The organism is Rhizobium sp. CB3171 (assembly GCF_029714265.1).
Lineage (GTDB): Bacteria > Pseudomonadota > Alphaproteobacteria > Rhizobiales > Rhizobiaceae > Rhizobium.
Genome location: NZ_CP121652.1, coordinates 3,145,458 through 3,157,893, shown reverse-complemented (window position 1 = coordinate 3,157,893; position 12,436 = coordinate 3,145,458). Strand labels below are relative to the sequence as shown.

Here is a 12,436-nt window from a genome sequence, read left to right as displayed (position 1 = left end):
GGATCAGGCAATCCGGCCGCACGTTTTCGCCGAGCTGTAACCGCAACTCACGTCGGTAGCGGTCTGCCGGCCTGTTCGCTGATCATGTACTCGGCGTACCAATTCGGCCAATCCTCATCACGCTGGCCGCCGGTCCGCTTCTCATGCTCGCCATGCGCCATCTCGGCACGGCGGAGCGCGCTGGCAAGCTCAGTCTGTGAAATGAACGTCGTGGCGTTCGCATCCACGCGTCCGGGCAATCTCGCCGTGATCTCCTGCAATAGCCAGCCGTTGCCGTCCGGATCGTTGAACGAGGCGAACGAGCGGTAGCTGCGATGCTCGGGATCCCGACCGCCGACCCGGAGCCGCCCGAACAGGTAGGGCTCGTCCGCGCCTGTGTAGACGCCGCCAGCATCGTGGAACACCTCGCTGACTTCGGCGCCGCGGTCGAGCAGCTCCTTGCGGGCGGCCTCGATGTCGGAGACGATCAGGTACAGTCCCTTAGCGGAACCGGGTGCCGCTGCGGTCACGTTCTTGCCGAAGATGACAGAACATCCGGAGCCCGGCGGCGTAAACTGGATGACGCGGTAGCCGCCATCGTCGGAGGCGAAATCGGCGTCGAGCCTCCAACCCAGCCCGCCATAAAAGCGCTTGGCCCGATCGACATCTGACACAGGGATGACGACAATCTCGAACTTCATGTCAACGGTATTGCTCATGCTCAGCTCCTTAGGTTTGGATGCCTTGAGGGTAGTGACACATGTACAAATGAAGCGCGGGGATCATAGCGGGGACAGGCAGTCGGATCAATTATCCCGATGTATTAGCGAGAAATATGCTACCTTTGATTGTGTAAAAATTCAAATGTTCGACGAGGTTTGGCTAGGCGCCTTTGTCGCTTCCGTAGCCGCTATTTCTTAGGGGTCTGATCAAGCAAATCCGGCCGGCGTTCCCGGGTCAGTGTCTCCGCCTCTTGCCTCTGCCATTTGGCGATGGCGCCATGGTTGCCTGACGTCAGTACCGCCGGAATCTCGTGTCCTTCCCAGACCTGCGGCCGCGTGTACTGCGGATGTTCAAGCAGGCCGCCTTCGAAGCTCTCGTGCAGGCCGGAAAGATCGTTGCCCATGACGCCGGGCAGGATGCGGACGACGGCGTCGAGCAGGATCAGCGCTGCCGGCTCACCGCCGGAGAGAATGTAATCGCCGATCGAGACCTCTTCGAGATTGCGCCCGTCGATCACCCGCTGGTCGACGCCCTCGAAACGGCCGCAGACGATGATGACGCCGTTGCCGGCGGCGAGTTCCCGAACGCGGTTCTGTGTCAGCGGTTTTCCGCGCGGGCTCATCAGCAGGCGCGGGCGGTCGTCGTTTTCGGAGGCGTGGTCGATGGCGCGGGCAAGCACATCCGGCTTCAGCACCATGCCGGCGCCGCCGCCGGCGGGCGTGTCATCGACGGTGCGGTGCTTGTCGGTGGCGAAATCGCGGATCTGCACGGTGTCCAGCGACCATTGCTCGCGCTCCATCGCTTTGCCGGCGAGAGAGACGCCGAGATGGCCGGGAAACATCTCGGGGTACAGTGTCAGGATGGTTGCCCGGAAACTCATGGCCGGGTCATTTCTTTGTCTTGCCGGGCCGCTTCGGTGGCTTGCCGGTGAAATCATCGGGGTTGTCGATCAAGCCTGCAGCCATCGGGTCGATCAGGATCTTGCCGCCTTCAAGGTCGATTTCCAGCACGGCGGCTTCGGAAAAGGGGATGAGCACGGGGCGTTTGCCCGGCCCCTTAAGCTCGAGCAGGTCGCCGGCGCCGAAATCATAGATGCCGCTGACCGTGCCGTAGCCGGTGCCTTTGTCGTCCACCGCTTCCAGGCCTTCGAGATCGGCATAGAAGAACTCGTCGTCCTCCAGCTCGTCATCGGGCAGGTTGTCGCGCTCGATATAGAGTTCCAGCCCATTCAGCGCCTCGGCGGCATTGCGGTCGTTGACGCCGCGAAAGCGGACGATCACCACGTTCTTGGCTTCGCGGATTTCCAGTACCTCGAAGCTGCGGCCGTCGAGGCTGTGCAGATGGCCGTAATCACCGAGCGCTGTGGGATCGGAAGTAAACGCGCGGGCGCGCACTTCGCCTCTCAGGCCCTGCGCGGCGCCGATGGTGGCCATCAATACCGGGTTTTCAAGTTTCGTCATGGTCCTGTGCCGACTGCAGAAGATCGATTGCGTTCTCTCATAAGGTGAACGCTCGCCGATGGAAACAAAAAACGGGCGGCATGTTGCCATGCCACCCGTTTCAAATCGTCGTTACGGCCGATTATTCAGCAGCGGCGGCGGCGTCAGCGGCCTTCTGTGCCTTTTCAGCGGCACGCTCCTGGGCGCGCTTGCCCGGCTTTGCCTTTTCCGGGTTGTTCTTGGCTTCGCGCGTTGCGATGCCGGCTTCGGCGAGGAAGCGCAGAACGCGGTCGGTCGGCTGGGCGCCGTGGTCGAGCCAATGCTTGATGCGCTCGGCCTTGAGTTCAACGCGCTTGGCGTCGTCCTTGGCGAGCATCGGGTTCCAGGAGCCGAGGGTCTCCAGGAAACGGCCGTCGCGGGGCGAGCGGGCGTCGGCTACGACGACGTGGTAGTACGGGCGCTTCTTGGAGCCACCGCGGGCGAGACGAATTTTCAGTGCCATGTTAATTCTCCTTAGGCTTTTCTTGACCGCTTCGTTTGGGCGGTATGGTCATTTGCCGTTGCTGAGATCAGCAGCGATCTGTTCATGATGCCGGATGACTTCCTTGATGACGAAGTTCAGGAACTTCTCGGCGAAATCCGGGTCCAGATTTGCGTCCTTTGCCAGGTGGCGTAGGCGTTCGATCTGGTATTCCTCGCGCGCCGGATCGGCCGGCGGCAGATTGTACTTGGCCTTCAGCACGCCGACTTCTTTCGTGCAGCGGAAGCGTTCGGCCAGCATGTGCACCAGTGCTGCATCGATATTGTCGATCGACTGGCGGTAGTTGCCCAATTGGGCTTTGACGTCTGGATCAATCATGGGGCTCTGCGATCCTTCTCACTTCTTCTTCGGCAAACCGGGCAGTCCTGGGAAACCACCGCCAAGGCCGGGGAGCTTGGCGCCGCCGAGACCGGGCAAGCCACCCGGCATGCCGCCGCCCGGCTTGAGGCCGGCTGCTTCGGCCTGCTTCTGTAGGGCTTCGAGCTGCTTGGGATCAATGTTCGACAGATCGGGCATGCCGCCCATTCCACCCATGCCGCCGCCGAGGCCCATCTTGCCGGCAAGGCCGCCCATGAGCTGCTTCATCATGCCGCCTTTGCCCTTGCCGCCCATCATCTTCATCATGTCCGCCATCTGGCGGTGCATCTTCAGAAGCTTGTTGATGTCGGCGGCGTCAGTGCCGGAGCCGGCGGCGATGCGCTTCTTGCGGGAGTGTTTCAGGAGATCGGGATTGGCGCGCTCCGCCTTGGTCATCGAGGAGATGATGGCGAGCTGGCGACCGAAAAGCTTATCGTTGAGGCCTGCGGCGGCCATCTTGTCCTTCATGCCGGCCATGCCGGGCATCAGGCCCATGATGCCGCCCATGCCGCCCATCTTCTGCATCTGCTTGAGCTGGTCGGCCAGGTCGTTCAGATCGAATTTGCCCTTGGCCATCTTGGCAGCCATGGCGGCTGCCTTCTCGGCGTCGATATTCTCCGCGGCCTTTTCAACCAAAGAGACGATGTCGCCCATGCCGAGAATACGGTCGGCGATACGGCGCGGATGGAATTCCTCCAGCTCGCCCATCTTTTCGCCGACGCCGATCAGCTTGATCGGCTTGCCGGTGACGGCGCGCATTGAAAGGGCGGCGCCGCCGCGGCCGTCGCCGTCCATGCGGGTCAGCACGAGACCGGTGATGCCGACGCGCTCATCGAAATTGCGGGCGAGGTTGACGGCGTCCTGACCGGTCAAGCTATCGGCGACCAGCAGGATTTCGTGCGGGTTGGATTTCTTCTTGATGTCCGCCATCTCGACCATGAGCGGCTCGTCGATATGCGTACGGCCGGCGGTATCGAGGATGACGATGTCATGGCCGCCGAGCCTTGCTGCCTGTACGGCGCGGGCGGCGATATCGGTCGGTGACTGGCCGGCGATGATCGGCAGGGTGTCGACGCCGGTCTGCACGCCAAGCTGGCGCAACTGTTCCTGTGCTGCCGGGCGGCGCGTGTCGAGCGAGGCCATCAGGACCTTCTTGCGGTCGCGGCTCGTCATGCGGCTGGCGATTTTGGCCGTGGTGGTCGTCTTACCGGAGCCCTGCAGACCGACCATCATGACGACGACGGGGGCCGGCGCGTTCAGGTCGATGCCGACGCCCTCGCCGCCGAGCATTTCGATCAGCTCGTCATGGACGATTTTGACGACCATCTGGCCGGGCTTGATCGACTTCAGGATTTCGGCGCCAACGGCCTTTTCACGGACGCGATCGGTAAAGGAGCGCACGACGTCCAGCGCCACGTCGGCTTCCAAAAGCGCGCGGCGAACCTCGCGAAGTGCTGCGGAAACATCGGCTTCCGAAAGCGCGCCGCGGCCTGTCAGTCCATTCAGAATGGAACCAAGACGGTCCTGGAGGTTTTCAAACATCAGTTCTTCCTTATCGATCGCTTGGGATTTGGACTTGCGCAACTTGCGCGGTTCCTCGCCCGAAAACGTCGTGCTTTTCCATGACGAAAACAAGACGCAAAGCCAAAAAGCACCCGAGGGCGCATCGCGCTGTCGGGTGTTGACCTCCGGGATCTCTTTATACCTTAACGGGTCCCGGTCGGTGGCTCGGAGGCTTGTGCTCGTCGCAGATGGCGGGGATAAACAGGAAACGGGTGGGAAAGTCAAGCCGAGAGGGCGGAAAGGCTTTCAAAAGCCTGATGTTTGACCCACATCTGGGCAAACAGAAAAATCCAACGGCGCATTCATGACAGACAAATCCGGCTCCCGGAAGGCATCGAACCCCTATTATCAAGGTCCAACCTCCGATCATTTTGACGGGCTACGCTTCTTCAATCCGGACGGCGTGGAGCCGGGCAGTTTCGGTGACCTGTTGAAATGGAAACTCGGCGGCGGTCGCGCGCGCTGGCCTCGTCCGGTCGTCAGCCTGTTCCCGCCGGCGAGGCCCGACAAACGTGTCTTCGGCGACTCATTGCGGGTGACCATGATCGGACACGCCTCGATTCTGATCCAGGCGGCCGGTCTCAATATATTGACCGATCCGGTGTGGTCTGAGCGCGTGAGCCCTTTCACCTTCATCGGACCCAAGCGAGCGGTTCCGCCCGGCATCCGGTTCGAAGACCTGCCGCCAATCGATCTCGTGCTGGTCTCGCACAATCATTATGACCATCTCGATCTCGCAACGCTGAAGCGGCTGCACGAGGCACATGAGCCGAAAATCCTGACGCCGCTCGGCAACGATGCCATTATCCGGCGTAGTGTGCCCGACGCCCGGATCATGACAATGGATTGGGGCGATCGCATCGCCGTCACCAACGGGGTAACCGTCGACGCCGAGCCCTGCCATCACTGGTCGGCGCGCGGCGCCGGCGACCGCCGCATGGCGCTCTGGGCCGCATTCGTCATTACGACTCCTGCTGGGAAGATCTACCATATCGGCGACACCGGCTTTCATCGCGGCGTCAACTATGAGGCGGCGCGGCAAAAACATGGCGGCTTCCGCCTCGCCATCCTGCCTTTCGGCGCCTACGAGCCGCGCTGGTTCATGAAAGGTCAGCATCAGAACCCGGCGGAAGCGGTGCAAGGCATGAAGCTCTGCAACGCTGCCCACGTCGCCGGCCACCATTTCGCGACCTTCCAGCTCACGGACGAAGCGATCGATGCGCCGGTGAAGGCGCTGGATGCGGCGCTCCGGGAGTACGGCGTGGAGGCGGATCGGTTCAGGCCGCTGAGGGCGGGGGAAGTATTTGATGTGCCCCCGATATTTTGAGGAATAGCTTGCCCACTGGTAATTCCCCCGCATTTCCGCCATATACAGCTCGAAAACACGGACGGACCTACCACAATGAGCAATACGGTCGAATTCGCGCGGATGAACGGGCTTGGCAACAAGATCCTGGTTGTCGACATGCGCGGCCGGAAAGATGTGGTGACGGCGGCGGCGGCGATTGCGCTGAATGCCGATCCGGCCACTGAGTTCGACCAGATCATGGCGATCCACGATCCGAAGGCGCAGGGAACCGACGCCTGGATCGATATTCTGAATTCCGACGGCACCAAGGCGCAGGCTTGCGGCAACGGCACGCGCTGCGTCGTGCAGGCGTTGGCCGCCGAGACCGGCAAGAAGATGTTCACCTTCCAGACCGTCGCCGGCATCCTGAATGCCGTCGAGCATGAGGACGGCACGATTTCGGTCGACATGGGCAAGCCGGTCTTTGCGTGGGACAAGATTCCGCTCGCGGAAGAATTTGCCGATACGCGCCGCATCGAGCTGCAGATCGGGCCGATCGACAATCCTGTCCTGCATTCGCCCTCCGCCATGTCGATGGGCAATCCGCATGCGATCTTCTGGGTGGACAAGGATCCGATGTCCTTCGATCTCGCCCGCTTCGGGCCGCTGCTCGAAAACCATCCGATGTTTCCCGAGCGCGCCAATATCACGCTGGCACAGGTGCTTTCGCCGACCACGCTGCGCACGCGCACCTGGGAACGCGGCGCGGGCCTGACGCTTGCCTGCGGCTCGGCTGCCTGTTCGGCCGCCGTCAGCGCGGCGCGCACGGGCAGAACAGGCCGCAAGGTGACGATCGATGTCGCCTCTGCCCCGGCGCCGAGCCAACTCACCATAGAATGGCGGGAAAGCGACGATCACGTCGTCATGACCGGCCCTGCGGAATGGGAATGGTCTGGCTCTGTCGATCCTACGACGGGGAGCTGGCGGCGCGATCCGGAGCAGGGGGCTCAGGCGCGGTGAGCGGGGTCGAGGTCATCACCTTCGGCTGCCGTCTCAACACCTATGAATCCGAAGTGATGAGGTCGCAAGCAGAAGCCGCCGGGCTCAACAATGCCATCCTGGTCAATACCTGCGCCGTTACCGGCGAGGCCGTGCGCCAGGCGCGCCAGGCGATCCGCCGGGCCCGGCGCGACAATCCGCATGCCCGCATCATCGTCACCGGCTGCGCCGCGCAGACGGAAAAGCAGACCTTTGCCGAGATGGCCGAAGTGGACGCCGTTCTTGGCAATGAGGAAAAGCTGACGAGCGCTTCCTATCGCGCGCTGCCGGATTTCGGCGTTTCGGCCGAAGAGAAGCTGCGCGTCAACGACATCATGAGCGTGCGGGCGACCGCGCCGCAGATGATCAGGTATATCGACGGGCATGTGCGCGCCTTCATCCAGGTACAGAACGGCTGTGACCATCGCTGCACCTTCTGCATCATCCCCTATGGGCGCGGCAATTCCCGATCCGTGCCGATGGGCGCGGTGGTGAGCCAGGCGCGCAGTCTGGTCGAAAGCGGTTACCGCGAAATTGTCCTGACCGGCGTCGATGCCACCAGCTACGGCGCCGACCTGCCAGGCCAGCCGACGCTTGGCCTTCTGGCGAAGACGCTGCTAAAGCAGATCCCCGAGATCCGCCGCCTGCGGCTGTCCTCGATCGACAGCATTGAGGCCGACCAGCATCTGATGGACCTGATCGCCGACGAGCCGCGTTTCATGCCGCATCTGCATCTGTCGCTGCAGCATGGCGACGACATGATCCTGAAGCGGATGAAGCGGCGGCACTCACGCGCCGATGCTATCAGTTTTATCGAGGATGCCCGTCGCCTCCGGCCGGAGATGAGCTTTGGTGCCGATATGATCGCCGGTTTTCCGACCGAAACCGAAGCGATGTTCGAAAATGCCGTCAGCCTGGCGGAAGAAGTGGGCATTGCGCATCTGCATGTCTTTCCCTACAGCCCGCGTCCCGGCACGCCGGCCGCGCGGATGCCGCAGCTCGACCGCGGACTGATCAAGGAACGCGCTGCACGGCTGCGCTTGGCTGGACAAAAACTGCATCAGTCCCATCTCGACACTATGGTCGGCACGCGGCAATGGCTGCTCGTAGAGAATAACGGGCTGGCGCATACGGAAAACTTCACGCTTGTCGCAGCCCCAAGCCTCAGGCCGCGCGACCTTGTGCAGGTGGCAATCACCGGCCACAATGGCAAGCATCTCGACATGCAACTTGCGGCCGCCGACGCGGCCTGATCCTACTCGCTCACGGAATTTTCATGGCGCTCAATTTCATCAAAAAAGTCTTCACCTTCGGCCGCGAAAAGTCGGCGGAAGAGCAGGCGCCGGAAGAGGTTTTGCCGAAGGTTGAAACGACCGTTCCGGAGCCTGAAGTACTACCTGCTGCGGACATTTCACCGGCTTCGGAGTTTGCCGAACCTGCGCTACCCCCCTCTGTCCCTACGAGTCATCTCCTCGTCAAGGGAGGGGATTGGTTGGAGGACGCCGCGCCGCAGGAGCAAAAAGAGCAGACTGACCGTCAAGCAGACGTTAGCGCTGAGCTGAATGCGCAGGTGATTGAAGCCGAGGAAGCTTCGTCGGCAGAGTATCCTGTCGCGACCGAAGCCAGTGATGTACTGGATGAGACCGCCTCCGAAACAATCTCCCCCTTTGAGGGGGAGATGTCCGACAGGACAGAGGGGGGTGAGGAAGCCCCGGCAAACTCGGAACCTTCGTCGGAAAGCGCCGAAACTTCCGTCGCCACTCCCATCCTCCCCAAAGGTTTCACCAGCGCCGCCGACGCCCCCGTACCAGCCCCCGAAGCTCCAAAGCAAAAGCTGTCCTGGTTCCAGCGCCTGCGCGCCGGTCTTGCGCGTACCTCGTCGCAGCTCACCGGCCAGATCACGGCGCTTTTCACCAAGCGCAAGCTCGACGACCAGACCCTGCAGGATCTGGAAGATCTCTTGATCCAGGCCGATCTTGGCGTCGAGACCGCGATGCGTGTCACCGATACGCTGGCCTCGGAACGCTACGGCAAGGATGTGACCGGCGAGGATGTCAGCCGGATCATGGCGCAGGAAATCGCCAAGGTGCTGAAGCCGGTCGCCAAGCCGTTGCAGCTCGATCTCAGCCATAAGCCGCATGTCATCCTCATCGTCGGCGTCAACGGCACCGGCAAGACGACGACGATCGGCAAGCTGGCGTCGAAATTGTCCGGTGCCGGGCTGAAGGTCATGGTGGCTGCCGGTGACACGTTCCGTGCCGCGGCGATCGAGCAGTTGAAGATCTGGGCCGACCGCACCAAGTCGGAATTCATCGGCACCAAGCTCGGTGCCGACGCCGCCGGACTTGCCTATGATGCCTTCCAGCAGGCCAAGGCCAGCAAGAGCGATGTGCTGATCATCGACACCGCCGGTCGGCTGCAGAACAAGGCGGAGCTGATGGCGGAGCTGGAAAAGATCGTCCGCGTGCTCGGCAAGCTCGATCCGGACGCGCCCCATACCGTGTTGCAGACGCTGGATGCGACCACCGGCCAGAATGCGTTGAACCAAGTGGAAATCTTCCGCAATATCGCAGGGGTCAACGGGCTGATCATGACCAAGCTTGACGGCACGGCGCGCGGTGGCATCCTCGTGGCCATCTCGGCCAAGCACAAGCTGCCGGTCTATTTCATCGGTGTCGGCGAGGGTGTAGACGATCTCGAGCCCTTCGAGGCCGAGGATTTTGCCCAGGCCATCGCCGGGATCACTCAATGAACGACAAGACCAAATTCGATGATAGTGAAAGTGCCGCGATGACGACCAGCGACAGTGATCTCACCCCAAGTGCTGCCGACAAGCATCATCCGTTGTTGAAGCTGGTATTGGAGCTCGGGCCGCTGCTGATCTTCTTTTTCGGCAATCTGCGCGGCGAGTGGCTGGTGCAGCATTTTCCGCAGCTCGCAGCGCTCGGTGGTCCCCTCTTCGTCGCCACCGGCCTGTTCATGGCGGCAACGGTGATCTCGCTTATCGTCTCGAAGGTCATGCTCGGCCATCTGCCGCTGATGCCCTTCGTCTCTGGCATCGTCGTCGTCACTTTCGGCGCGCTCGGCATCTATTTGCAGAACGAGACCTTCATCAAGATGAAGCCGACCATCATCAACGCGCTGTTTGGCGTGGTGCTGCTCGGCGGGCTCGCGTTCGGCAGATCGCTGCTCGGCTACGTCTTCAACGCCGCCTTCCAGTTGGACAGCGAGGGCTGGCGCAAGCTCACGATGCGCTGGGGCATCTTCTTCCTGTTTCTCGCCGTGCTCAATGAAATCGTCTGGCGTGGGTCGAACTGGTATTACCTGCCGGATGTCAAAGCCGCGGACAATCTCTGGGTGCTGTTCAAGGTCTGGGGTACGATGCCGATCACCATCCTCTTTACCCTGTCGCAAATGCCGTTGATCATGAAGCACACGGTCAATCCACCGGCGGAAACCGAATAATGACGGCGCTTGCGGACGCCAAAAATCGTTATCGGCAACAGAGCTTCTGGTTCATTGCCTGCGCGGTGGTTCTGCTCGTCCAGATCGTCGCGGAATATATGATGGGCCGCGTGCCGATTTGCACCTGCGGCTATGTCAAGCTTTTTGAGCCGGTCGTGAAATCCAGCGGCAATTCGCAGCATATCGCCGACTGGTATACGCCGTCGCACCTCATTCACGGCTTCCTGTTCTTCGGGCTGACGCATCTGATCATGCGCCGCAAGCCGCTGTCGATGCGCCTATTCGTTGCCATGCTGATCGAGTCTGGCTGGGAGCTGCTTGAGAATTCGCCCATCATCATCAATCGCTACCGCACGGCGACGATCTCGCTCGATTATTTCGGTGACAGCATTCTGAATTCGGCGATGGACGCGGTGTTCATGGTCGTCGGCTTCCTGTTCGCGTGGCGCGCGCCGGTCGCGCTGACCATCGTGATCGCCATCTTCTTCGAGCTGCTCACCGGCTGGCTGATCCGCGACAATCTCACGCTGAATATCATCATGCTGGTCTGGCCGGTCGAGGCGATCAAGACCTGGCAGGGCGGGTTTTAATTCGCCGCAGATTTGATGAATTCTACACGCAATTCCCGCCAAAAATCGCCATAAAGTTGCATCTAAATACCTGTGGTGCTGCAGTGAATGGGCGCATCAATCACGATCTTGCGGGGGCTGGATGTCGGGCATTGTCGTTGCAACTTTATTGGCGGTGATCTCGTCGAAGTCACCGGTGGGCTTTTCCGATGGCAGTCAGTTGCTGGCCGATTGCCGCGGCTCACGGCAGTTTGCCAACGGCTATGTGATCGGCTGGTTGGATAAATGGAATCGTGATGAGTACATCGCGCGCCGGGGCATCGCAGAGTCGATCCCCAATGCGCGCGCCATGACCAACTGGGCGTATTTCGGCGGTTCGGTCGGTATAGACGTCTGCATTCCGGCCAATGTCGATACCAAGAAAATCAGCAATATGATTTGCGATTTCCTCATTCAAAACCCGTCGCTTCAGGATGTGCCAGCGGAGGACATCATGAATACGTTCACCGGACTGAATTTCCCCTGCGACAGGAAATAGCTTCCTTCATCGCCGGGTGAGGTAATCCAGACCTGGCAGGACGGGCTTTAACCAATTTCGGATTCGGCGACACGTTCGAGGCGAGCTGGCCTCGTGGCCCCCCGTGGTTCGAGGCCTTGTTTCCTGCTGCCTCTCCTTGACGAGGTGAGGTGTTTATAGCGCAGCCCTTCCCTGAGCTTTCGCTATGGCCGGATAGAGCCCCTCTTTGAGGCTGGTGGCGGTAAACGGGCCGACCTGCTTGTAGAGGATCGTGCCGTCGGGGGCGACGAGGTAGGATTCGGGAATGCCGTAGACGCCCCAGTCGATGGCGGCCGAACCGTTCGGGTCGATGCCGATGGCGCTATAGGGATTGCCGAGTTCGCCGAGGAAACGCAGGGCGTTTTCACCCGTGTCCTTGTAGTTGATGGCGACGATATTCAGTCGTCCGTCCTTGGCAAGGTCTTTCAAGACAGGATGTTCTTCGCGGCAGGGGAGGCACCAGGAGGCGAAGACGTTGACCAGCGTCAGCTTGCCCCGGATAGCGCTGTCGGTCAGTGCGGGTAGATTGGAGCCTTCGAGCGGCGCCAGCGCCAGCGTCGGGGCTTTTGTGCCGATCAGGGCCGAGGGGATCGCGGAAATATCGGTGCCGTGGACTTCCTGGTCGTACATCACCTTGCCGACGGCAAAGGCGATGCAGGCAAAGACGATCAGCGGAATGAGAGCCAGCAGATAGCGGCCGCTGCTACCCGATTTCGCCTTGTTGCCTTCTTCGGTTTCCAGGCTCATTTCGTCTTGCCTTCCGGTGCGCGCTGCGACCGGCGACGGATGCCGGAGGCTTCGAGCGCGGCGATTTCCTTGCGGCGCAGGCGCCCGTCGAACCATGTCCAGGCGATGACGGCGATGATCATGGCGGCGGTAAAGCCATAGGAGCCGTAGACGTAGAAGGGATGTGTCATG

General features: G+C 61.2%; 15 protein-coding genes. 7 read left to right on the top strand and 8 right to left on the bottom strand.

Going from position 1 to position 12,436, the window contains the following annotated elements:
* Positions 1–47: 47 nt before the first annotated feature.
* The 6 genes from QA648_RS15390 to ffh all read right to left on the bottom strand — a co-directional run bounded on the left by QA648_RS15390 (position 48) and on the right by ffh (position 4,581).
* Positions 48–698 carry a VOC family protein gene (locus QA648_RS15390; protein WP_283047862.1) on the bottom strand — a complete coding sequence of 217 codons (651 nt, stop codon included), beginning with the start codon at positions 696–698 and terminating at the stop codon, positions 48–50.
* A 191-nt stretch (positions 699–889) separates the two neighbouring features.
* Positions 890–1,582: a tRNA (guanosine(37)-N1)-methyltransferase TrmD gene (gene trmD, locus QA648_RS15385; RefSeq protein ID WP_283047860.1), complete on the bottom strand. Its 693-nt coding sequence runs from the start codon at positions 1,580–1,582 to the stop codon at positions 890–892.
* Between the two features lie 7 nt (positions 1,583–1,589).
* Entirely contained in the window at positions 1,590–2,162 is a 573-nt protein-coding gene (gene rimM, locus QA648_RS15380; RefSeq protein WP_104825250.1) for a ribosome maturation factor RimM, read from the bottom strand.
* A 121-nt stretch (positions 2,163–2,283) separates the two neighbouring features.
* The gene (gene rpsP, locus QA648_RS15375) at positions 2,284–2,643 is read right to left on the bottom strand and encodes a 30S ribosomal protein S16 (RefSeq protein WP_004107969.1); all 360 of its coding nucleotides are present in this window, start codon (positions 2,641–2,643) and stop codon (positions 2,284–2,286) included.
* 48 nt (positions 2,644–2,691) lie between these two features.
* Positions 2,692–3,000, bottom strand: coding sequence for a chorismate mutase (locus tag QA648_RS15370; protein WP_104824664.1), 309 nt, complete (start codon positions 2,998–3,000; stop codon positions 2,692–2,694).
* An 18-nt stretch (positions 3,001–3,018) separates the two neighbouring features.
* On the bottom strand, positions 3,019–4,581 hold the full coding sequence (gene ffh / locus QA648_RS15365; protein WP_283047857.1) for a signal recognition particle protein: 1,563 nt from the start codon (positions 4,579–4,581) through the stop codon (positions 3,019–3,021).
* Positions 4,582–4,906: 325 nt separating this feature from the next.
* On the opposite strand from ffh, the gene QA648_RS15360 reads away from it, so the two are divergent.
* From QA648_RS15360 to QA648_RS15330, 7 genes are all read left to right on the top strand, one after another.
* On the top strand, positions 4,907–5,929 hold the full coding sequence (locus QA648_RS15360; RefSeq protein ID WP_283047855.1) for an MBL fold metallo-hydrolase: 1,023 nt from the start codon (positions 4,907–4,909) through the stop codon (positions 5,927–5,929).
* A gap of 75 nt (positions 5,930–6,004) precedes the next feature.
* Positions 6,005–6,910: a diaminopimelate epimerase gene (dapF, locus tag QA648_RS15355; protein ID WP_283047854.1), complete on the top strand. Its 906-nt coding sequence runs from the start codon at positions 6,005–6,007 to the stop codon at positions 6,908–6,910.
* Entirely contained in the window at positions 6,907–8,181 is a 1,275-nt protein-coding gene (gene mtaB, locus QA648_RS15350; RefSeq protein WP_283047853.1) for a tRNA (N(6)-L-threonylcarbamoyladenosine(37)-C(2))-methylthiotransferase MtaB, read from the top strand. The genes dapF and mtaB overlap by 4 nt, the downstream gene beginning before the upstream one ends.
* 23 nt (positions 8,182–8,204) lie before the next feature.
* The gene (ftsY, locus tag QA648_RS15345; protein WP_283047852.1) at positions 8,205–9,680 is read left to right on the top strand and encodes a signal recognition particle-docking protein FtsY; all 1,476 of its coding nucleotides are present in this window, start codon (positions 8,205–8,207) and stop codon (positions 9,678–9,680) included.
* A complete protein-coding gene (locus QA648_RS15340) occupies positions 9,677–10,393 on the top strand; it encodes a septation protein A (RefSeq protein ID WP_283047850.1) in 717 nt (238 codons plus the stop codon). The genes ftsY and QA648_RS15340 overlap by 4 nt, the downstream gene beginning before the upstream one ends.
* Entirely contained in the window at positions 10,393–10,983 is a 591-nt protein-coding gene (locus QA648_RS15335) for a DUF2585 domain-containing protein (RefSeq protein WP_283047849.1), read from the top strand. Before QA648_RS15340 ends, QA648_RS15335 begins: the two co-directional genes overlap by 1 nt.
* Positions 10,984–11,104: 121 nt before the next feature.
* A complete protein-coding gene (locus tag QA648_RS15330) occupies positions 11,105–11,500 on the top strand; it encodes a Rap1a/Tai family immunity protein (RefSeq protein ID WP_283047848.1) in 396 nt (131 codons plus the stop codon).
* Positions 11,501–11,653: 153 nt separating this feature from the next.
* Here the strand turns inward: QA648_RS15330 and QA648_RS15325 are convergent, their stop codons facing one another.
* Complete coding sequence (locus QA648_RS15325; protein WP_104824657.1) at positions 11,654–12,265, bottom strand: DsbE family thiol:disulfide interchange protein; 612 nt, start codon at positions 12,263–12,265, stop codon at positions 11,654–11,656.
* Positions 12,262–12,435 (bottom strand): heme exporter protein CcmD, encoded by a 174-nt coding sequence (gene ccmD, locus QA648_RS15320; RefSeq protein WP_104824656.1) that lies wholly within the window; start codon positions 12,433–12,435, stop codon positions 12,262–12,264. The genes QA648_RS15325 and ccmD overlap by 4 nt, the downstream gene beginning before the upstream one ends.
* Position 12,436 lies beyond the last annotated feature (1 nt).